At 69.7% G+C, this 20,485-nt stretch carries 18 protein-coding genes; 8 read left to right on the top strand and 10 right to left on the bottom strand.

Translation table 11 applies throughout. The annotated features are described in order from the left end of the window. Window positions 1-189 precede the first annotated feature (189 nt). Window positions 190-1,977 carry an extracellular solute-binding protein gene (locus IC63_RS06310; RefSeq protein WP_232222527.1) on the top strand — a complete coding sequence of 596 codons (1,788 nt, stop codon included), beginning with the start codon at window positions 190-192 and terminating at the stop codon, window positions 1,975-1,977. An 81-nt stretch (window positions 1,978-2,058) separates the two neighbouring features. Here IC63_RS06310 and IC63_RS06315 read toward each other — a convergent pair whose 3' ends face one another. From IC63_RS06315 to bioB, 8 genes are all read right to left on the bottom strand, one after another. Continuing rightward, window positions 2,059-2,400, bottom strand: a complete 342-nt coding sequence (locus tag IC63_RS06315; RefSeq protein ID WP_036718121.1) for a hypothetical protein — start codon at window positions 2,398-2,400, stop codon at window positions 2,059-2,061. A gap of 72 nt (window positions 2,401-2,472) precedes the next feature. Beyond that, on the bottom strand, window positions 2,473-2,808 hold the full coding sequence (locus IC63_RS06320) for a DUF2794 domain-containing protein (protein ID WP_036718124.1): 336 nt from the start codon (window positions 2,806-2,808) through the stop codon (window positions 2,473-2,475). A 97-nt stretch (window positions 2,809-2,905) separates the two neighbouring features. Further along, the gene (locus IC63_RS06325) at window positions 2,906-3,175 is read right to left on the bottom strand and encodes an I78 family peptidase inhibitor (RefSeq protein ID WP_036718127.1); all 270 of its coding nucleotides are present in this window, start codon (window positions 3,173-3,175) and stop codon (window positions 2,906-2,908) included. An 11-nt stretch (window positions 3,176-3,186) separates the two neighbouring features. Then, window positions 3,187-3,531 carry a hypothetical protein gene (locus IC63_RS06330; protein WP_156965377.1) on the bottom strand — a complete coding sequence of 115 codons (345 nt, stop codon included), beginning with the start codon at window positions 3,529-3,531 and terminating at the stop codon, window positions 3,187-3,189. A 207-nt stretch (window positions 3,532-3,738) separates the two neighbouring features. Further along, the gene (locus IC63_RS06335; RefSeq protein ID WP_036718129.1) at window positions 3,739-4,974 is read right to left on the bottom strand and encodes an adenosylmethionine--8-amino-7-oxononanoate transaminase; all 1,236 of its coding nucleotides are present in this window, start codon (window positions 4,972-4,974) and stop codon (window positions 3,739-3,741) included. Window positions 4,975-5,032: 58 nt separating this feature from the next. Beyond that, window positions 5,033-5,668, bottom strand: coding sequence for a dethiobiotin synthase (gene bioD / locus IC63_RS06340; RefSeq protein WP_036718132.1), 636 nt, complete (start codon window positions 5,666-5,668; stop codon window positions 5,033-5,035). Continuing rightward, entirely contained in the window at window positions 5,653-6,786 is a 1,134-nt protein-coding gene (locus IC63_RS06345) for an 8-amino-7-oxononanoate synthase (protein ID WP_036718135.1), read from the bottom strand. The genes bioD and IC63_RS06345 overlap by 16 nt, the downstream gene beginning before the upstream one ends. An 8-nt stretch (window positions 6,787-6,794) precedes the next feature. Continuing rightward, window positions 6,795-7,883, bottom strand: coding sequence for a biotin synthase BioB (gene bioB, locus IC63_RS06350; RefSeq protein ID WP_198026267.1), 1,089 nt, complete (start codon window positions 7,881-7,883; stop codon window positions 6,795-6,797). A gap of 231 nt (window positions 7,884-8,114) precedes the next feature. Here bioB and IC63_RS06355 point away from each other — a divergent pair, with 231 nt between their 5' ends. The 7 genes from IC63_RS06355 to IC63_RS06385 all read left to right on the top strand — a co-directional run bounded on the left by IC63_RS06355 (window position 8,115) and on the right by IC63_RS06385 (window position 17,138). Next, window positions 8,115-9,107, top strand: coding sequence for a BMP family lipoprotein (locus IC63_RS06355; protein ID WP_036718188.1), 993 nt, complete (start codon window positions 8,115-8,117; stop codon window positions 9,105-9,107). Beyond that, window positions 9,108-10,760 carry an ABC transporter ATP-binding protein gene (locus IC63_RS06360; protein WP_084115560.1) on the top strand — a complete coding sequence of 551 codons (1,653 nt, stop codon included), beginning with the start codon at window positions 9,108-9,110 and terminating at the stop codon, window positions 10,758-10,760. Next, on the top strand, window positions 10,760-11,845 hold the full coding sequence (locus IC63_RS06365) for an ABC transporter permease (RefSeq protein WP_036718138.1): 1,086 nt from the start codon (window positions 10,760-10,762) through the stop codon (window positions 11,843-11,845). The genes IC63_RS06360 and IC63_RS06365 overlap by 1 nt, the downstream gene beginning before the upstream one ends. Then, complete coding sequence (locus tag IC63_RS06370) at window positions 11,845-12,810, top strand: ABC transporter permease (RefSeq protein ID WP_036718141.1); 966 nt, start codon at window positions 11,845-11,847, stop codon at window positions 12,808-12,810. The genes IC63_RS06365 and IC63_RS06370 overlap by 1 nt, the downstream gene beginning before the upstream one ends. Continuing rightward, complete coding sequence (locus IC63_RS06375; RefSeq protein ID WP_036718144.1) at window positions 12,794-13,591, top strand: purine-nucleoside phosphorylase; 798 nt, start codon at window positions 12,794-12,796, stop codon at window positions 13,589-13,591. Before IC63_RS06370 ends, IC63_RS06375 begins: the two co-directional genes overlap by 17 nt. Before the next feature lie 128 nt (window positions 13,592-13,719). Further along, window positions 13,720-16,158, top strand: coding sequence for a DNA topoisomerase (ATP-hydrolyzing) subunit B (gyrB, locus tag IC63_RS06380; protein WP_036718149.1), 2,439 nt, complete (start codon window positions 13,720-13,722; stop codon window positions 16,156-16,158). A gap of 287 nt (window positions 16,159-16,445) precedes the next feature. Then, window positions 16,446-17,138 (top strand): outer membrane protein, encoded by a 693-nt coding sequence (locus tag IC63_RS06385; protein WP_036718150.1) that lies wholly within the window; start codon window positions 16,446-16,448, stop codon window positions 17,136-17,138. A gap of 55 nt (window positions 17,139-17,193) precedes the next feature. Here IC63_RS06385 and pdeM read toward each other — a convergent pair whose 3' ends face one another. Continuing rightward, complete coding sequence (pdeM, locus tag IC63_RS06390; protein ID WP_036718151.1) at window positions 17,194-17,841, bottom strand: ligase-associated DNA damage response endonuclease PdeM; 648 nt, start codon at window positions 17,839-17,841, stop codon at window positions 17,194-17,196. After that, a complete protein-coding gene (locus IC63_RS06395; RefSeq protein WP_084115562.1) occupies window positions 17,838-20,348 on the bottom strand; it encodes a ligase-associated DNA damage response DEXH box helicase in 2,511 nt (836 codons plus the stop codon). The genes pdeM and IC63_RS06395 overlap by 4 nt, the downstream gene beginning before the upstream one ends. Between the last annotated feature and the right edge of the window lie 137 nt (window positions 20,349-20,485).

Below are 20,485 nucleotides of genomic sequence, written 5' to 3' on the forward strand. Positions count from 1 at the left end.
TTGAAACCCCCAAACGCCAAGCCCCCGGTTTGCCACAGGGTGAATGCAGGGTTACTGTCCGGCCAAGACCCGGCACGAAAGCCGCGGCGCAGATCACGGGCACACATGCGAATCTTCAATTTCTCTAACGATTCCGCGATGGGTCGCCTTATGCGTGTGCTGTCCCTCAGCCTTGCGACTGTTGCAGCGATGCCGCTGGCAAGCGCGGCCGAGCCGTCCCATGCCCTTGCAATGTATGGAGAACCTGCGCTGCCCGCGACGCTGGAATCGCTGCCCTACGCCGATCCTCAGGCGCCCAAAGGGGGAACGATTCGCTTCGCCGAACCCGGCGGTTTCGATTCGCTCAAGCCCTGGGTGCTGAAAGGCAACGCCGCCTGGGGCGTCGGCGTCCATGTCGCCGAACCGCTGATGCTGCGCTCGATCGACGAGCCGTTCACGCTCTACTGCCTGCTCTGCGAGACCGTCGACACCGATCCCGACCGGAGCTGGGTCGAATTCACCCTGCGCCCCGAGGCGCGGTTTTCCGACGGCACCCCGGTCACCGCCGAGGACGTGATCTGGTCCTTCCAGACCCTCGGCACCCAGGGCCACCCCCGCTATGCCGGCGCCTGGGCCAAGGTCGCCCGCATCGCCCCGGTGGGCGCGCGCGGCATCCGCATCGAGTTCGCCGAAAAGGACCGCGAGCTGCCGCTGCTGATGGGCATGCGGCCGGTCCTCAAACAGGCCCAGTGGGAGGGCAAGGACTTCGCCGCCTCGTCGCTTGACCCGCCGATCGGATCGGGCGCCTATGTCGTCGACCGGGTCGATCCCGGCCGCTCGATCAGCTTCCGGCGCAATCCCGATTACTGGGGCCGCGACCTGCCGCTGACCCGCGGGCTCTATAATTTCGACAGCATCCGCTATGATTACTTCGCCGACAGCAACGCCATGTCTCAGGCCTTCAAGGCCGGCGAGATCGACGTCTGGCGCGAGCTGAACGGCGTCAAATGGGCGACCGAATACGACTTTCCGGCCATCGCCTCGGGCGCGGTGGTCAAGGAGGACATCCCCCACCAGCGCCCCTCGGGGATCATGGGGCTGGTGATGAACACCCGCTCGCCCATGTTCGCCGACTGGCGGGTGCGGCAGGCGATGATCCTGGCGTTCAACTACCGCTTCATCAACGCCACGCTGGCCGGCGGGTCGGACCCCCGGATCGCAAGCTACTTTTCGAACTCGACCCTCGCCATGCAGCCCGGCCCCGCCACCGGGCGCGAGGCAGAGCTGCTGGCCCCCTTCGCCGCCGGCCTGCCGCCCGGCACGATCGAGGGCTATGCCCTGCCCCAAGGCTCGGACCGGCTGCTGGACCGTACCGCGCTCCGCGAGGCGGTGGGCCTGCTGGCCGAGGCCGGCTGGACCGTCGGCGCCGACGGCATCCTGCGCAACGCCGACGGTGCGCCCTTCGCCCCCGAGATCCTGCTGAACCAGTCGGGCAGCGCGATGCGGGCGGGCTCCGAGGTCCAGCAGATCGTCGACATCTATGTCGAGGCGCTCAAGCCCCTGGGCATCGCCCCCCGCGTCACCCTGCTGGACAGCGCCCAGTATATCGAGCGCACCAACCGCTTCGCCTTCGATATGACCTGGTACGAACGCGGCCTGTCGCTGTCGCCCGGCAACGAACAGGCGCTGTACTGGGGCATCGCCAGCGCCGATCAGGAGGGGTCGAAGAACTGGATGGGCGTCCGCTCGCCTGCCGTGGACGCGATGATCGCCGAGGCGGTGAACGCAACCGATCTGGACGGCCACGTCGCCGCCGTCCGGGCGCTCGACCGGCTCCTGACCGCGGGGCGCTATGTGATCCCGGTCAGCTATCCGCAGGTCAGCCGCATTGCCCACGCCGCCCGCCTGCGCCACCCGCAGCGCCTGCCGATCTACGGCGACTGGCCCGGCTTCCTGCCCGAGGTCTGGTGGTCCGAGCCTCCCGCTCCGGCCGACTGACGCCGCCGCCGCAAAATCTCTTGTCCGCAAATATCCCGCGGGGGTCCGGGGGCGCGAAGCCCCCGGTCCGACCGAGCGCCCCTAGCGGTCCCCGTCATCCGGATAGTCGTCGTCGTCCCCGAACCGGGCGTCGTCGGCGAATTCATCCTCGCCCTCGCCCACATACTTGCCCGACAGCGCGATCGAATGGTTGTCGTGCGAAGGGTCCATCACGACATCCGAGGGGATCTCGCCGGCCAGCCACTCCTTGATCTCCTCGCGCGCCTCCTGCGGGTCCTGCTCGGTGATCTCGGCGATATAGCGGATGAAGGCGCGCTGGTCGCCGTCGATCTCGTCCAGCATCGATTCGTCGGCATCTTCCCATTTTTCCTGGATGGCTTCGTAAAAAGCGCTCCAGTTTTCCTGCACATGCGACCACCGCATCGGGCTCTCCTTCGTCCGTTTCCACGCCAACCGCGAAAACGGCCGCGAGTTCCCGGGCCTCCGATCCCGCGCTCAGACCGGCCGGATCAGCCGCCGTTCCAGCACTCGCAGCACGGTGGCCAGGTCGTGGCCCCGGCGCAGAACCTGCCCGTCCATGCCGACGACCGCATACATGCCCTGGGCGGCGCGCAGCCTGGGCCGCTTCTCGATCCGGTACAGCGGGTTCTCGGCGGCCCGGCGAAAGACCGAAAACACCGCCAGGTCGCGCAGGAAGGACATGCCATAGTCGCGCCATTCCCCGGCCGCGACCATGCGGCCATACAGCGACAGGATCACCGCAAGTTCGCGCCGGTCGAAGGCCACCACGTCGGGCGCCGGCTGCGGCGGCTGGATCGGATGGATCGTCATGGGCCGCAGCGTGACACCCCCCCGCCCGCCGATCAACGCCAAAAATGCAGACGGGCGGCCCGCAGGCCGCCCGGTTCCGTCGCCTCGAGGGGTCGGCTCAGTAGCAGCCGATCTTGGCGATGCGGCCGTCGGTGCCGACCTCGACATTCATCCGGTCGGGCCGGAAATCCATCGTCACCGCATCGCCGGGGCCGATCACCCGTGTCCCGGCCGGCAGCAGCATCGTCTGCAGCACCGATTTCGGCTGCCCGACCAGCCCTTGCAGGGTCGAGGCCTTGCACTGGTCGGTGTCGGGCTGGACCGGGGCCGGGACCGGCTCGACGCAGCCCGCCAGGGCCAGCAGCGGCAGGATTGCAAGCGCGCGCATGGGGAACCTCCTTAGCCGCAGGTGACGGACTGGATGTTGCCGGCGGCGTCCAGTTTGAAGGCGATCCGCAGGCCGTTGTATTCCTCGGGCTCGATGCCGCGATATTCGGCGATCCGGTACTGGCGGGTGATGCCCAGGGTGGGCACGACCGAGGCCGGCTGGCCGATCACGTGGCGGTAATCGGCGGCGTGGCAGGCATCGGGCTCGCGGGATTGCAGCCCGGCGACGCCGGTCACCGCGGCCGGTTCGGGCACGACGACGGGCGCCGGGTCGATCACCGTGGTGGTCGCGACGGGGGCGACGCAGCCGGCAAGCGCGGCGGTCGCGGCGAAAAGCAATGCGGTCGGTTTCATCATCAGATCAGGGTTCCTGTCTCGGCTCGTTCAATGGCGCGATGCGGGTCTTTGGCGCCCGCCTTGCGTTCCGGTTGCAAGCATAATCGGCTTGCCCGAGCCCGGAAAGCGGTCCCGCCCAAGCTTGCCGCAAAGCCCGCCCCCTGTCACCGGGCCGCATCAGCGCGGCCGGTCAATTCCCGGTCAGATGCGGTGCATCGGGCGCGCCGGTCAGCCGGCGAAATCCGCCACCACGCCCCAGACCCGGTCGAGTTCATCCCCCGAGATGCAGTAGGGCGGCAGCACATAGACAGTGCTGCCCAAGGGCCGCAGGAACACCCCGCGATCCAGCGCCCGGGCCCGCAGCTGCTGCCCGGCGGCGGCGAGATAACCCGCCCCTTCGGTCCGAAGGTCCAGCGCGGCGATGGTGCCGGTCTGGCGGGGGTTGGCAAAGCGACGGTCGCCGGCCAGCGCCTCCAGCCGGTCGGCCTGCATCGCCGCCACCCGGTCCAGCCGCGCCTGCATGTCCTCGGCCTGCCAGATCCGCGCATTAGCCAGCCCCGCCGCGCAGGCAATCGGGTTGGCGGTATAGCTCGAGGAATGGAAGAAGGTCCGGCTGCGATCCTCGGACCAGTGGGCGGCAAAGATTGCCTCGGTCGCCAGCGTCGCGGCCAGCGGGATCGCCCCGCCCGTGAGGCCCTTCGAGGTGCAGAGGATATCCGGCGCGATGCCCGCATGGTCGCAGGCCCACAGCCGCCCGGTGCGGCCCCAGCCGGTCATCACCTCGTCGGCGATCAGCAGGACGCCATGCCGGTCGCAGACGGCGCGCAGCGCGGCCAGCAGCTCGGGCGGATACATCACCATCCCGCCCGCCCCCAGCACCAGCGGCTCGACGATCAGCGCCGCAAGCTCGCCCGAGGCGGCGACCGTCTCGAACGCCGCCAGCGTGTCGGCGCCCAGCGGCAGGCGGTCGACCGCGAACAGCAGCGGATCGTAGGCGGCGTTGAACACCCCGCGCTCGCCCACGCTCATCGTGCCGATGGTGTCACCGTGATAGCTGCCTTCCAGCACCGCGATGCGGTGGCGGGGGCGGCCCGGCGCGGTGTGCTTCCAGAACCCCAGCGCCATCTTGAGCGCCACCTCGACGCTGGTCGAGCCACTGTCGGAATAGAACACCCGGGTCAGCCCGGCGGGAGCCAGATCGACCAGCGCCCGGGCCAGATCCTCGGCCGGATCGTGGGTCAGCCCGGCGAAGATCACCTGGTCCAGCCGCTCCGCGGTGGCGCGGATCGCGTCCATGATCGGGGGGTGGCGATGGCCGTGGGTAATGACCCACCAGCTTGAGATCGCGTCGATCAGCGGGCCGCGATCGGTGTGGATCGTGGCGCCCTCGGTCCGCGTCACCCGCGGGGGGCTGGGTTCGGTGGCGTGCTGGGTGAAGGGGTGCCAGACGGGCGAGTCGGTCATGGGCGCTCCGTTCCGCCCGAAGATGCCTCCGGCGGGGATATTTGGGCAAAGAAGAAGGTCACGCGAAGTCCTGCGGGTCGAAATGGGTGCGCATCGCGGCCGAGAGCGTGGCGGGGGTCAGCGGGTCCAGCCGCGGCAGGCGGCCCAGCGCGCGGACCCGGCCCAGCGCGGCGATGGTGGCGATGTTGTCGGGGTTGTCGTCACCGACGAAGGCCACGCCGTGGACCCGGCAGCTCCGCGCGCGCAGCGATTCGAGCGCGGTGAGGGTGTGGCTGATCGTGCCCAGCCCGGTCGTCGCCACGAGGACCACCGGGATACCCCAGCGGGCGAAGAGGTCGGCGGACAGCATCTCGCGGGTGATCGGGACGAGAACGCCGCCCGCGCCCTCGATCACCAGCGGGTCGGCGGCGGGCGGGGTCAGGTCGGGGATCGTGACCCCCGCCAGTTCGGCGGCGCGGTGGGGGGACAGCGGCTCGGGCAGGATGATGGCTTCGGGGAGGATGGGCGCGCCGGTCATGGCGTGGACGAAGGCCGCGTCGCTGCCCGGCCACGGCCCGTCACGGCGCGGCCCGGGGTCGGCGACGCCGGTCTGCACGGGTTTCCAGTAGCTGGCGTTCAGCAGCCCGGTCAGACCGGCGGCGAAGACGGTCTTGCCGATATCGGTGCCGGTGCCTGTTATCACAAAGCGGGCCACATTTCCTCCAGCGTGCTGGCCAGCCGGCGCACGTCGTCCGCGGCGGCGTTCAGGGTCAGCGACACCCGTAGCCGCGCGGTGCCGGCGGGCACGGTCGGCGGGCGGATGCCGCGCAGGTCGAAGCCCGCCGCCTGCACCCGCTCGGCCAGCGCCATCGTCTCGGCGTCGCCGCCGACGATCAGCGGCACGATCTGGCTGCCCGACATCGGCAGATGCGGCAACCGCGCCGACATTTCCTGCGAGAACAAGGCGATGAGGTCGTGCAGCCGCTGCTGCCGGTCGGGCTCGTCGCGCAGCATGTCCAGCGCGGCGGCCCCCGCCACCGCCATCAGCGGCGAAGGCGCGGTGGCGAAGATGAAGGGCCGCGCCCGGTTCACGAGGAAATCGCGTAGCACCCCCGGCAGGCACAGCAGCGCCCCCGACCCGCCCAGCGCCTTGCCAAGCGTGTGCAGGGTGATGACGTTGTCGCGGCCTTCCAGCGCGTGACCCAGACCCCGGCCCTGCGGTCCCCAGACGCCGGTGGCGTGGGCCTCGTCGATGATCAGGAACCCTTCCCGATCCGCGAGTTGCGCCAGATCGTCCAGCGGCGCCCGGTCGCCGTCCATGCTGTAGAGGCTTTCCACCGCGATCCACACCGCACCACGCCCGCCGCCCGCCCGCCAGCCTGTGATCACATCCGCAGCGTGGCCCGCGTCGTTGTGTCGGAACTCGGCGACCTCGGCCCGCGACAGCCGGGCGCCCTCGCGGGTCGAGGCGTGGGACAAAGCGTCGAGCAGCAGCAGGTCGCCGGTCTGCGGCAGCGTCGAAAACAGCGCGACGTTGGCCGGGTAGCCGCCGCCGAAGCCCAGCGCGGATTCGGCACCGAAAAACGCGGCGGCCCTGGTCTCAAAGGCTTCCTGCCATTCGGTATTGCCGCGCAGCAGCCGCGACCCGGCTGCCCCCACCGGCACGCCCGAGTCCAGCGCATCCCGCACCGCCGCCGCCAGCCGCGGATGCCCGGCCAGTCCCAGATAGTCGTTCGAGGCGAAATCGACGCCGGCGCGCGGGATCAGCCGCCGGGTCCGGCCGGCCACGGCCAGCCGGTCCAGATCGGCGCGGAACGGGGCCAGCCGGTCCAAGCCGGCGCTCAGCGCAGGATCGGGACGGGGCGTTCCTGGACGGCGCCGGCCGCCTGAGCCGCGCGCAGCGGGCATTCGGCGGGGGCCGCCTCGGGCACCGGCACCTCGGCGGGCGCCGGCGCGTGTTCCCACGCGACCATTGGCGCCATGCCCAGTTTCGCCAGCAGCTGCATGTCCTTGTCCTCGTCCGGGTTGCCCGCGGTCAGCAGCGTGTCGCCGACGAAGATCGAGTTCGCCCCGGCGAAGAAGCACAACGCCTGCATCTCGTCGGTCATCCCGGTGCGGCCGGCGGACAGGCGGACATGGCTTTCGGGCATCATGATCCGGGCCAGCGCGATGGTCCGCACGAAGTCGATCGGATCGACCGGCGCCGCATCCGCCAGCGGCGTGCCGGGGATCGCGATCAGCATGTTCAGCGGCACAGAATCGGGCGGCTCGGGCAGGTTCGCCAGCGTCACCAGCATGTCCACGCGGTCCTGCGCGCCCTCGCCGAGGCCAAGGATGCCACCCGAGCAGACCTTGATCCCGCTGTCGCGGACCACCGCCAGCGTATCCAGCCGGTCGGCATAGGTCCGGGTCGTGATCACATTGGAATAATGGGATTCCGAGGTGTCGACGTTGTGGTTGTAGTAATCCAGCCCCGCCGCCTTAAGCCGTGCGGCCTGGCCCGCGTCCAGCATCCCCAGCGTCATGCAGGTTTCCATCCCCAGCGCCTTGACGCCCTCGACCATCGCCAGCACCTGCGGCATGTCGCGTTCCTTCGGGCTGCGCCAGGCGGCGCCCATGCAATAGCGGGTCGCGCCCGCCGCCTTGGCCTTGGCGGCCTCGGCGATGACGCGCTGCACCTCCATCAGCTTGGACGCGGACAGCCCCGAATCGTAGCGCGCCGACTGGCTGCAATAGGTGCAGTCCTCGGGGCAGCCGCCGGTCTTGATCGACAGCAGCCGCGACAGCTGCACGCGGTTGGGGTCGAAATGCTGGCGGTGGACGGTCTGGGCCTGAAACAGCAGTTCCATGAAGGGCAGGTCGTGGATGGCGCGGGCCTCGGCCGCGGTCCAGTGCCGGCGCGGGGGACGCCGGGGGTCCGAAACGGGCATCCGGGAAGCGGTCATCGCGGCGGGAGCGGTCATCACGGGGGCCTCGCGGGTCAGGAGCGGGGGTCAGAAATGCGGATCCAAGGCGCGGATCATGTTTGCAGCGCCGGGTTAGCAGCATTGACTTTGCCTGTCCAACCTCCTGCCGCGCCCCCCGCGCCCTGCCGCGGCGTTTGAGATTGACGCGGGCTTGCGGTTTCCCTGTAATCCGCCAAAACCCAACGGGAGATGACCATGACCTTTCTGACCCGCCTTGCCGCCAGCGCCGCCCTCCTGGCGCTGTCCGCCGGCCTGGCCGCCGCCGACCCCGCCCTGATCTATGATCTCGGCGGCAAGTTCGACAAATCCTTTAACGAGGCCGCCTATGCCGGGGCCGAGAAATGGAAGGCCGAGACCGGCGGCACCTACAAGGAACTGGAAATGCAGTCCGAGGCCCAGCGCGAACAGGCGCTGCGCCGGCTGGCCGAGACCGGGGCGAACCCGATCGTGATGACCGGCTTTGCCTTTGCCGAGGTGCTCAAGAAGGTCGCGCCGGACTATCCCGACACCCGCTTCGTCATCATCGACAGCGCCGTCGAGGGTGCCAACGTCCAGTCGAACCTGTTCGCCGACGAACAGGGCTCGTACCTGGCCGGGGTGATGGCGGGCATGGCCACCAAGACCAAGACCGTCGGCTTCATCGGCGGCATGGACGTGCCGCTGATCCGCAACTTTGCCTGCGGCTATGTGCAGGGCGTCAAGTCGGTCGATCCGGCGATCAAGGTCTTGCAGAACATGACCGGCACCACCCCCGCCGCCTGGAACGACCCGGTCAAGGGCGGAGAGCTCGCCAAGGCGCAGAAGGCGCAGGGCGCCGACGTGATCTATGCCGCCGCCGGTGGCACCGGGATCGGCGTGCTGCAGGCCGCGGCCGACGAGGGCATCCTGTCGATCGGGGTCGATTCGAACCAGAACCACCTGCATCCGGGCAAGGTCCTGACCTCGGCTATCAAGCGGGTGGACACCGCCGTCTATGACGCCTTCAAGGCCGGGACCGAGGTCGAGGTCGGCAAGACCAACATCTGGGACGTCGCCCACGACGGCGTCGGCGTGGCGATGGACGACAACAACAAGCCGCTGGTCTCCGACGAGATGGCCAAGGCCGTCGAGGATGCGCGCGCAAAGATCGCCTCGGGCGAGCTGAAGGTTGTCAACTACAACACCGGCAACGCCTGCCCGGTCCAGTAAGTGACCGCCACCGACAGCGTCGCGGGGCGGCACGCCGCCCCCGAAACCGCCTCGGTCGCGCCGGCGATCGAGCTGCGCGGGATTTCCAAGGCCTTCGGCCCGGTGCAGGCCAACAAGGACATCTCGATGACCGTGCCGCGCGGCACGATCCACGGCATCGTGGGGGAAAACGGCGCCGGCAAGTCGACGCTGATGTCGATCCTGTATGGCTTCTACAGGCCCGACGCCGGGCAGATCCTGATCGGCGGCCGGGACGCCGGCATCACCGACAGCCAGTCGGCGATCCGCGCCGGCATCGGCATGGTGTTCCAGCATTTCAAGCTGGTGCCGAACATGACGGTGCTGGAAAACGTCATCCTCGGGGCCGAGGACAGCGCCCTGCTGGCGCCCTCGCTGTCCCGCGCCCGCGGCGAGCTGCGGCGGCTGGCCGAAGAATACGAGCTGCAGGTCGATCCCGACGCGGTGGTGGAAACCCTGTCCGTCGGCCACCAGCAGCGGGTCGAGATCCTCAAGGCGCTGTATCGCCACGCCGACATCCTGATCCTGGACGAGCCGACCGGCGTGCTGACCCCGGCCGAGGCCGAACATTTGTTCCGCATCCTTCGCGGGCTGCGCGAGCAGGGCAAGACGATCATCGTCATCACCCACAAGCTGCGCGAGGTGATGGAGATCACCGACAACGTCTCGGTCATGCGGCGGGGCGAGATGGTGGCCACGGTGCGCACCGCCGACACCTCGCCCGAGCAGCTGGCCGAGCTGATGGTCGGTCGCAAGGTGCTGCTGCGCGTGGACAAGGCCCCGGCCCGGCCCGGCGCCCCGGTGCTGGAGGTCGTGCGGCTGGAGATGGTGGACCGCACGGGCGTCACCCGGTTGCGCGGCGTCGATCTGACCGTGCGCGCGGGCGAGATCGTGGGCATCGCCGGGGTCAGCGGCAACGGCCAGACCCAGCTGATGGAGATCCTCGGTGGCTATGCCGAACCCGGCGCCCGGGTCACCGGCGCGGTGCGGATGAACGGCGCCGACCTGCCGCTGACCCGGACCGACGCCGCCGCGCGCCGCCGCGCGGGCATCGGCAACATCCCCGAGGACCGGCAGGTCGAAGGCCTGATCATGGACTTTTCCTGCTGGGAAAACACTGTCTTCGGCCATCACCGCGACCCCGAATACCAGTCCGGCCCGCTGATGGACAACGACCGCGTCCGCCAGCGCGCGGAACGCCTGATCGCGCAGTTCGACGTCCGCCCGGCCAACTGCCACCTCGCCGCGCGCAATTTCTCGGGCGGCAACCAGCAGAAGATCGTCGTCGCCCGCGAGATCGAGGAAAAGCCCGCCCTGCTGCTGGTCGGCCAGCCGACCCGCGGCGTCGACATCGGCGCCATCGAGTTCATCCACCGCCGCCTGATCGAGATGCGCGACGCCGGCGCCGCGATCCTGCTGGTGTCGGTGGAACTGGACGAGATCATGGGCCTGTCCGACCGCATCGTGGTGATGTTCGACGGCCGGATCATGGGCGAACGCCAGCCCGACCAGACCTCGGCGGCCGAGCTGGGGATGCTGATGGCGGGGGTGGAGGGGGGCGGCATCCCGCCCGCCCAGGGCCAGCCTCGCGCGCATCCCGATGCGCGGCCCGACTTGGCAAAAGGCATTCTCTGATGACCCGCCTGCCCCGCTGGGCCGACCTGATCCTGACGCCGCTGATCTCGCTGGCACTCGCCTTCGCGATCTCGGCGGTGGTCATCCTCGCCATCGGCCAGGACCCGTGGGCGGCGCTGAAGACGATGGTCACCGGCGCGGTCGGGTCGTCCTATGGCTGGGGCTATACGCTGTATTACGCCACCAACTTCATCTTCACCGGCCTCGCCGTGGCGGTGGCCGCCCATGCCGGGCTGTTCAACATCGGGGCCGAGGGGCAGGCCACGCTGGGGGGCCTGGGTGTCGCGCTGGTGTGCCTGGCGCTGCCCTGGCCGCACTGGGCGCTGGCGCTGCCGGCGGCGATGCTGGGCGGGGCGCTGTTCGGCGCCGCCTGGGCCCTGATCCCCGCCTGGCTTCAGGCCAAGCGCGGCAGCCACGTGGTCATCACCACGATCATGTTCAACTTCATCGCCGCGGCGCTGCTGAACTGGGTTCTGGTCAACGTGCTGCGCCCGCCGGGCAGCCAGGACCCCGCCACCGCGAACTTCCCCGCCGGCACCCACCTGCCGACGCTGTCGGACATGGCCGGGGCGATCGGCGTCCAGTGGGGCAAGGCCACGCCCGCCAATGTCAGCTTCCTGATCGCCATCGCCGCCTGCCTGCTGGTCTGGCTGCTGATCTGGCGCACCCCGCTGGGGTACGAGATCCGCGCCTTCGGCAAGTCCGAGCGTGCCGCCCGCTATGCCGGCATCTCTCCGGTCCGGATCACCGTGGTGGCGATGCTGATCTCGGGTGCGCTGGCCGGGCTGATGGCGGTGAACAACGTGATGGGCGAGGCCGGGCGGCTGGTCCTGAACAACGTCGAGGGCGCGGGCTTCATCGGCATCGCCGTGGCGCTGATGGGGCGCAACCATCCGCTGGGCATCTTCCTCGCCGCGCTGCTGTTCGGCTTCCTGTATCAGGGCGGGGCCGAGCTGGCGCTGTTTTCCAACATCCCGCGCGAGCTGATCACCGTCATCCAGGCGCTGGTGATCCTGTTCACCGGGGCCTTGGACAACATGGTGCGGATGCCGCTGGAACGGCTGTTCGGGCGAAGGGCGGGCTGATGGATTACGCGACCGTCCTGCAGATCCTCGACAGCGCCCTGCGGCTGATGACGCCGCTGCTGCTCGCCTGCCTGGCCGGGCTGTTCTCGGAGCGATCGGGGATCTTCGACATCGGGCTGGAAGGCAAGATGCTGATCGCGGCCTTTGCCGCCGGTGCCGCCGGGGCGCTGACCGGCAGCGTCTGGCTGGGGCTGGGGGCGGCGGTGCTGGCCTCGCTGGCGCTGGCCGCCATCCACGGGATGACCGCGATCACGTTCCGCGGCAACCAGCTGATCTCGGGGGTGGCGATCAACTTCCTCGCCTCGGGGCTGACCGTGCTGCTGGGGCAGAGCTGGTTCGGGCTGGGCGGGCGCACCCCGGCGCTGGAGGGCGGCGCGCGGTTCGCCACCATCACCCTGCCCGGTGCCGAGGCGCTGCGCGGCGTCCCGGTGGTCGGGCCGCTTTATGCCGAGGTGCTCTCGGGCCACACGCTGCCGGTCTATGTCGCGCTGGCGCTGGTACCGGCGACGTGGTGGCTGCTGTATCGCACCCGCTTTGGCCTGCGGCTGCGGGCGGTGGGCGACAACCCGGCCTCGGTCGATACCGCCGGCGTCTCGGTGGTGCGGCTGCGCTGGGCAGCGGTCGCCATCACCGGCGTTCTGTGCGGGCTGGCGGGCGCCTATCTGGCCGCCGGCCTGTCGGCGGGCTTCGTCAAGGAAATGACCGCCGGGCGGGGCTATATCGCGCTGGCGGCGCTGATCTTTGCCAACTGGATGCCGTGGCGGGCGCTGGGGGCCACCTTCCTGTTCGGGCTGATGGAGGCGGTCGCCAACCGTTATCCGGAAATTGACCTCGGGCCTGTAACCATCCCGTCGATGTTCATGTCGGCCCTGCCCTATATCCTGACCGTCATCATCCTGGCCGGTTTCATCGGCCGCGCCACCCCCCCGCGCGCCGGAGGAGAGCCCTATGTCAAAGAGCGGTGATCTCGCCCGCCTGGTCCGCGACCGCGCGGGGTCCGCGCCGCCCGATTACGGGCTGGTGCTGGGGTCGGGGCTGGGCCACCTGGGCGCGTCGGTCGACGGGGTCGCGATCCCCTATGCCGATCTGGAGGGACTGCCCCATGCCGGCGTCTCGGGCCACGTCCCGCAGCTTTACATCGGCGACCTGGAAGGGCGCCGCGTCGCGGTCTTCGGAGGGCGCTCGCATTATTACGAAACCGGCCGCGCCGACGCGATGCGCCCGGCGCTGGAACTGCTGGACGAACTCGGCTGCGATCGGCTGATCCTGACCAACGCCGCGGGGTCCCTGCGCGAGGACATCCCGCCGGGCGGGCTGATGCTGCTGTCCGACCACATCGCCTTCGCCGGGACCAACCCGCTGATCGGCGAGGCGGACGAGCGCCGCTTCGTGCCGATGACCGACGCCCATGACCCCGGCATCCGCGCCGACCTGCGCGCCGCCGCCGCCGCCGAAGGCGTCGCCCTGCCCGAGGGGGTCTATTGCTGGTTCTCGGGCCCGTCCTTCGAAACCCCGGCCGAGATCCGGGCGGCGCGGGTGCTGGGCGCCGATGCGGTGGGCATGTCCACGGTGCCCGAGGTGATCCTCGGCCGCTTCCTCGGCATGCGCTGCGCGGCGATTTCGGTCATCACCAACATGGGCGCGGGGCTGTCGGCGGAACGGATCAGCCACGATCACACCAAGCAGATGGCCCCCCTCGGCGCCGCCAAGCTGGAACGGGTGCTGCGGCGGTTCCTGCGCGACTGACGGGGCCCGCGCGGTCCGGCAGCAAATCTGACATAATCGCGCGCAAAGCCCCAAATCTGCTAGGGTTTGCGTGACATTCCCGGCCCGGACCGCTATATGATGCAGGTCAACGGCAGGAATACAGACGCATGAGCGCGACACCAGCGGCGCAGCCCGAATATGGCGCCGATTCCATCAAGGTTCTCAAGGGACTAGAGGCCGTCCGCAAGCGGCCCGGGATGTATATCGGCGACACCGATGACGGGTCCGGCCTGCACCACATGGTCTATGAGGTCGTCGACAACGGCATCGACGAGGCGCTGGCCGGCCATGCCGACCTCGTGCTGGTCAAGATCCACGCCGACAGCAGCGTCTCGGTACGCGACAACGGCCGCGGCATCCCCGTTGACCTGCACCCCAGCGAGGGTGTCAGCGCGGCCGAGGTCATCATGACCCAGCTGCACGCGGGCGGCAAATTCGACCAGAACAGCTACAAGGTCTCGGGCGGGCTGCACGGCGTCGGCGTCTCGGTCGTCAACGCGCTGTCGGACTGGCTGGAACTGCGCATCTGGCGCAATGGCAAGGAACACTTCGCCCGCTTCGAACACGGCGACACGGTCGAACACCTGCGCGTCGTGGGCGATGCCGCGCCCGGCGAAAAGGGGACCGAGGTGCGGTTTCTCGCCTCATCCAAGGTCGATGGCGGGACGGGGACGTTCTCGAACCTCGATTACAGCTTCAAGACGCTGGAAAACCGGCTGCGCGAGCTGGCCTTCCTGAATTCGGGCGTCCGCATCGTGCTGGAAGACGACCGCCCGGCCGAGCCGCTGCGGACCGAGCTGTTCTACGAAGGCGGGGTGCGCGAGTTCGTCAAGTATCTCGACCGCTCCAAGACCGCGGTGATGCCCGAGCCGATCTTCATGACCGGCGAGCGCGGCGGCATCGGGGTCGAGGTCGCGATGTGGTGGAACGACAGCTACCACGAAACCGTGCTGCCCTTCACCAACAATATCCCCCAGCGCGACGGCGGCACCCACCTGGCGGGGTTTCGCGGCGCGCTGACCCGGGTGATCGGGAAATACGCCCAGGACAGCGGCATCGCCAAGCGCGAAAAGGTGGAATTCACCGGCGACGATGCGCGCGAGGGGCTGACCTGCGTGCTGTCGGTCAAGGTCCCGGACCCCAAGTTTTCCAGCCAGACCAAGGACAAGCTGGTCTCCTCCGAGGTGCGCCCGGCGGTGGAAAACCTGGTCGGCGAGAAGCTGGCCGAGTGGTTCGAGGAAAACCCGGCCGAGGCGAAGTCCATCGTCGGCAAGATCGTCGAGGCCGCGCTGGCCCGCGAGGCGGCCCGCAAGGCGCGCGAGCTGACGCGCCGCAAGACCGCGATGGACGTGGCCTCGCTGCCCGGCAAGCTTGCCGACTGCCAGGAAAAGGACCCGGCGCTGGCCGAACTGTTCATCGTCGAGGGTGACAGCGCCGGCGGCTCGGCCAAGCAGGGCCGGTCGCGCCAGAACCAGGCCGTGCTGCCGTTGCGCGGCAAGATCCTGAACGTGGAACGGGCGCGGTTCGACCGGATGCTGTCCTCGGACATGATCGGCACGCTGATCACCGCGCTGGGCACCGGCATCGGACGCGACGAATTCAACCTGCGCAAGCTGCGCTACCACAAGATCGTCATCATGACCGATGCCGACGTGGACGGCGCGCATATCCGCACCCTGCTGCTGACGTTCTTCTTCCGCCAGATGCCCGAGCTGATCGAGGCGGGGCACCTGTATATCGCCCAGCCGCCGCTGTACAAGGTCGCCCGCGGGCGCTCCGAGGTGTATCTCAAGGACCAGCCGGCGCTGGAAGATTACCTGGTCCAGCAGGGGATCGAGGGCACCTCGCTGCGGCTCGGCTCGGGCGAAGAGATCACCGGCGCCGACCTGCTGCGGGTGGTGGACGAGGCCCGGACCGTACGCCGGGTGCTGCGGTCCTATCCGACCCACTACCCGGCCCACATCACCGAACAGGCGGCCATCGCCGGGGCGATGCTGCCCGGCGCGATCGACGCCGACGCGCAGGCGGTGGGCCGCTCGGTGGCCGAGCGGCTGGACATGGTCGCCGAGGAGTTCGAGCGCGGCTGGTCGGCCCGCCCGACCCAGGACGGCGGCATCCGCCTGTCGCGCCTGCTGCGCGGGGTCGAGGAAAGCCGCCTTTTGGACGGCCCGATGCTGCGGTCCGGCGAAAGCCGCCGGCTGGGCCAGCTGACCGAGGCGCTGCGCGAGGTCTATGCCGGCCGCGCGACGCTGGTCCGCAAGGACCGCGAGCTGCCGATCACCGGCCCGCTGTCGCTGCTGGACGCGATCTTCGCCGAGGGCGAAAAGGGGCTGAGCCTGCAGCGCTACAAGGGCCTGGGCGAGATGAACCCGGAACAGCTGTGGGAAACCACGCTGGACCCCGAGGCGCGCACCATGCTGCAGGTGCGAATCGAGGACGTGGCCGAGGCCGACGACATCTTCACCAAGCTGATGGGCGACGTGGTCGAGCCGCGCCGCGACTTCATCCAGCAGAACGCGCTGAGCGTGGAAAACCTCGACGCGTGACAAAAACACCACAAATTGCGCCGTGGCGGTCGCCAGATCGCCGCGATGGCATACATCCGTTGCAATTTCGCCGTCCAGATTTCGCAAATCCGTAAACCCACGGTTGCCGGACCCGCGGAATCGTCGCGGTTTTTCTCGCTACGGTTGCAGAACGCCCGGCGCTGTCCGGTTCCCTGTCTTTTTTGGCAGGCAGACAAATCGCGGCGCACCGCTTGGTATATCCGCAGAACGATGCCATCTCGGTACCAGTCACCCTCCCCGGGTTCCCGAGTTACAAGGAGTTCTGCATGCGTACCCTGTTCCTGGCGGCCTCGACGCTCGCCCTGTTTTCCGTTTCCGCCGCTCATGCCGGCGGCTTCGCGGCCCCCGTGGTCGACGTCGCGCCGGTCGAGCCGGTCGTCGTGACCGAGTCGCCCGCCTGGCAGGGTGGCTATGTCGGCGCGGCCCTGGGCTATGCCTTCGGTGGCGATGACCGCATCGGTGAGAACGTCACCGGCACGCTGGTCGACAACCTCGGCAAGGCCGAGCTGGGCGGCCCGAACCTGAGCCTGCGCGCCGGCTATCGCTGGCAGCGCAACAACTGGGTGGTCGGCCCGGAACTGTCCTATACCGCCGGCGACATCAGCGACGAATTCGACTACGGCACCGCCGGCACCTTCGAATCGAAGGTGAACAACACCCTCGCGATCAAGCTGAAGACCGGCTACCTGGTTCAGCCCGACATGCTCGTTTACGGCATCGCCGGCTGGCAGAAGGGCGACTTCACCTACACCAACAGCGGCACCGACATCGACTATGACGCGGACGGCTATGTCGTCGGCCTGGGCGCGGAAAAGATGCTGAGCAACCGCATGTCGGTGACCGGGGAATACGAATATTCGAACTTCGGCAACACCGAGGTCGATCTGGGCGGCGGCATCACCACGCGCTCCACGCCCGAGTTCAGCAACATCAAGCTGGGCCTGAACTTCAAGTTCTGATCCCCGCGTGATCGCGGATCGGGGCCGTCGGAGCGATCCGGCGGCCCTTTTCGTTTCAGCGCAGCGGCACCGGCAGCGCGCGGTGCATGCAGGCCACCGCAAAGCCGTCCGGCACCCATTGCGCGATCGCCGGCGCATCGGCGGCGAGCCCCCCGGTATACTGTCCGAAGGCCGGCAGGATCATGTGCCGCGCGCCGACCAGCAGCGCCCGGCGGCGGGCGCCGGCGAGCCGCACGACGGGATGGAAATGCCCGCTGATGTCCGGCCCGTCCCCCTGCGGCTGGTGGCGCAGCGTGACCGCGCCCAGCGCGATCTGCTCGAGGCTCCGGCCCGGCAGATGCCCGCCCGCCGGCGCCGGATCGTGGTTGCCGGCAATCCACAGCCAATCGCGGCCGCGGGCCAGCGCCGCCAACTCGGTGACCACGCGGGCGTCCAGCCCCGTCGCCGCCAGGTCGTCGTCGAACCCGTCGCCCAGGCTGACGATCGCGCGCGGGTCCAGCGCCGCGCTTTCGTCGCGCAGGCGGCGCAGCGTGTCCTCGGCCTCATAGGGCGGCAGCAGGGCGCCGCCGCGGCGGGCCATCCGTTCGGACTTGCCCAGGTGCAGGTCGGCCACGATCAGCCAGCGCCCTTCCGGCCACCACAGCGCCCCCGAACAGCGCGCCTCGAGCCGCAGCCCGTGCCAGTCGAACAGCACGCCGGTCATCGCGGCAGCGGCACCGTGCGCGGGCGGGACCGGCGCGGCCGCCGGTCAGCCGGCTTCGCCGCAGGGGCCGCGGGGGCCGGCAGGTCCGACAGGTCCAGCACGGTGCCGCCGTCCAGCCGCAGGCCGGCGGCCGCCATCATCGCCTCGGCCTCGGCCTCGGCCAGCCGCATCCGCCCTTGCCCCTCGATCCTCACGCGCCCCATTTCCAGCATCAGCGGCGCGGCCAGCGGCGAGACGCGGTCCAGCATCCGGTGGTCCAACCGGGGGCTGCGGTCCAGCATCTCCTCGATGCGGCCAAAGTCGACCAGCCCGCGCCCGGCCTCGGTCGCGGTGATCCGCAGCAGCAGATGGTCGGGGTCGTGGCGGCGCAGCGTGTCATACAGGATGTCGGTGGAAAACGTCGCCTGCTTGCCCGTCCGCCGCCCGCCGGGGACGTTGCGGTGGATCAGCCCCGACACGATGGCCACGTTCTTGAAGGTCCGCTTCATCACCGCATTGTCGGCCAGCCACTCGCCCAGCCCCTCGCGCAGCGCCGCGCGGTCCAGCAGCGGGGCAAGATCGGTCACCGGATCGACCGACCAGATCAGCATCGCGTAATCGGTGGACAGGAAGCCCAGCGGCCCCAGCCCTGCGGTTTCCATCATCCGGGTCAGCAGCAGTCCAAGCGTCTGCAGCGCGTTGCGCCCGGCAAAGCCATAGACCGCCAGGTGCCAGCGACCCATATGCGGGAACGTCTCCGCGACCAGAGTGCCGGGATGGGGCACGGCCGAGACCTCGGCCTGCAGCGCCAGCCAGTCGCGGGTGTCCTGTGGCAGCGCCTCCCACCGCGCGGGATCGCCGATCAGCGCCAGCACCCGGTGCGACAGCTCGGTCGACATGGCGAGCTTCAGCCCGCTGAAGACCGCGATCTTGGGCTCCTTCGAGAGGTTGGGCGTCACCTCGATCGACATCTCGCGCAGGGATTCATAGCGCACGACCTGGCCGCCGGTCAGGAAGGTGTCGCCGGGGGTGAGGGTGGCGGCGAACGCCTCCTCGACCTCGCCCAGCAGTCCGCCGCCGCGCTTCCAGCGGACCTTGGTCATCTCGGCCTCGACGATGGTGCCGACGTTCATCCGCAGGTCGCGGACCGCGCGAGGGTCGCGCAGGCCCCACAGCCCGCCCCGTTCCATCAATCGCTGCCAGCGGTCATAGGCGCGCAGCGCATAGCCGCCGGTGGCGCAGAAATTCAGGCAGTCGTCGAACTCGGCGCGGCTGAGGTCGGCGTAGGGGCCGGCGGTCACGACCTCGGCATACAGCGCATCGGCGTCGAACGGCCCCGAACAGGCGGTCAGCAGGATATGCTGGCACAGCACGTCCAGCGGCCCCGGCCCGCGCGCGTCGCCGTCCAGATCGCGCTCGCGCACGGCCTCCAGCGCGGCGACGCATTCGATCACCTCGAAGCGGTTCGCGGGCACGATCCGCGCCACCGAGGGCGCGTTATAGCGGTGGTTGGCGCGCCCGATCCGCTGCACCAGCCGCTTGACGTTCTTGGGCGCGCCGACCTGGATCACCAGATCGACATTGCCCCAGTCGATGCCCAGGTCGAGGCTGCCCGTCGCCACCACGGCGCGCAGCCTTCCCTCGGCCATCGCCGCCTCGACCCGCGCGCGCGCCTCGCGCGACAGCGAGCCGTGATGCAGCCCGATCGGCAGGTTGTCCTCGTTCGCGGCCCACAGCGCCTGAAAGAACAGCTCGGCCTGGGCGCGGGTGTTGATGAAGATGATCGTCGTGGTGGCGCCGCGCACCGCCGCCAGCACGTCGGGCACCGCGTAATGCCCGCCGCCCCCGGACCACGGCGCGGCGCGCGAGGTCGCCAGCATCCCGATATCGGGGTCCGGCCCCGGATCGGCGTGGATCACCTGCGCCCCGCCCATGAAGCGGGCGAGCGCCGCCGGGTCTTCCACCGTCGCGCTCAGCCCGGTGGCGCGCAGGCCCGGCGACAGCGTTCGCAGCCGCGCCAGCCCCAGCATCAGCTGGTCGCCGCGCTTGCTTTCCGACAGCGCGTGCAATTCGTCCAGGATCACTCGCCGGACGCTGCCGAAGATCCGCGGCGCCTCGGGATAGCTGAGCATCAGGGCGAGGCTTTCCGGCGTCGTCAGCAGGATCTGCGGCGGGTCGGTGCGCTGGCGCTGGCGGGCCGCGGACCTGGTGTCGCCGGTCCTGTCCTCGATGCGGATCGGCAGCCCCAGATCGGCGACCGGCCGGGCGAGGTTGCGGCCAATGTCCGCGGTCAGCGCCTTCAGCGGCGAGACATAGACGGTATGCAGCCCCTGCCAGCCATCCGCCAGTTCCACCAGCGAGGGCAGGAACCCGGCCAGCGTCTTGCCGCCCCCGGTGGGCGCGATCAGCAGGCTGTCGCCCGCCGCCCCCAGCAGCGCCAGCTGATGCGGATGCGGCGCCCAGCCCTGCCGCGCGAACCAGTCGGCGAAGGCGGGCGGCAGGACGCTGGTGTTCTGCACTTGTTCCATCGGCCCCGATCTAGCCCTCGCGTCCCGGCAGCGCCAGCCCCGGGTTTCGGGCGGACCTAAATATCCTCGGGCTCCCGAGCGCCCGGAAAACGGTCCGGTGGACCGTTTTCATCGAAGGAGCGGTCGGCAGACCCGAA

Source organism: Paracoccus sphaerophysae, assembly GCF_000763805.1.
Taxonomy (GTDB): Bacteria; Pseudomonadota; Alphaproteobacteria; order Rhodobacterales; family Rhodobacteraceae; genus Paracoccus; species Paracoccus sphaerophysae.

Bases quoted from the DNA above. Each gene is read 5' to 3' on its own strand.
- IC63_RS06355 (WP_036718188.1), top strand. From the start codon at position 8,115: ATGACCTTTCTGACCCGCCTTGCCGCCAGCGCCGCCCTCCTGGCGCTG.
- IC63_RS06395 (WP_084115562.1), bottom strand. From the start codon at position 20,348: ATGGAACAAGTGCAGAACACCAGCGTCCTGCCGCCCGCCTTCGCCGAC.
- IC63_RS06310 (WP_232222527.1), top strand. From the start codon at position 190: ATGCCGCTGGCAAGCGCGGCCGAGCCGTCCCATGCCCTTGCAATGTAT.
- IC63_RS06370 (WP_036718141.1), top strand. From the start codon at position 11,845: ATGGATTACGCGACCGTCCTGCAGATCCTCGACAGCGCCCTGCGGCTG.
- IC63_RS06330 (WP_156965377.1), bottom strand. From the start codon at position 3,531: ATGATGAAACCGACCGCATTGCTTTTCGCCGCGACCGCCGCGCTTGCC.
- IC63_RS06325 (WP_036718127.1), bottom strand. From the start codon at position 3,175: ATGCGCGCGCTTGCAATCCTGCCGCTGCTGGCCCTGGCGGGCTGCGTC.
- gyrB (WP_036718149.1), top strand. From the start codon at position 13,720: ATGAGCGCGACACCAGCGGCGCAGCCCGAATATGGCGCCGATTCCATC.
- IC63_RS06320 (WP_036718124.1), bottom strand. From the start codon at position 2,808: ATGACGATCCATCCGATCCAGCCGCCGCAGCCGGCGCCCGACGTGGTG.
- IC63_RS06385 (WP_036718150.1), top strand. From the start codon at position 16,446: ATGCGTACCCTGTTCCTGGCGGCCTCGACGCTCGCCCTGTTTTCCGTT.
- IC63_RS06365 (WP_036718138.1), top strand. From the start codon at position 10,760: ATGACCCGCCTGCCCCGCTGGGCCGACCTGATCCTGACGCCGCTGATC.
- pdeM (WP_036718151.1), bottom strand. From the start codon at position 17,841: ATGACCGGCGTGCTGTTCGACTGGCACGGGCTGCGGCTCGAGGCGCGC.
- IC63_RS06335 (WP_036718129.1), bottom strand. From the start codon at position 4,974: ATGACCGACTCGCCCGTCTGGCACCCCTTCACCCAGCACGCCACCGAA.
- bioB (WP_198026267.1), bottom strand. From the start codon at position 7,883: ATGCCCGTTTCGGACCCCCGGCGTCCCCCGCGCCGGCACTGGACCGCG.
- IC63_RS06315 (WP_036718121.1), bottom strand. From the start codon at position 2,400: ATGCGGTGGTCGCATGTGCAGGAAAACTGGAGCGCTTTTTACGAAGCC.
- IC63_RS06375 (WP_036718144.1), top strand. From the start codon at position 12,794: ATGTCAAAGAGCGGTGATCTCGCCCGCCTGGTCCGCGACCGCGCGGGG.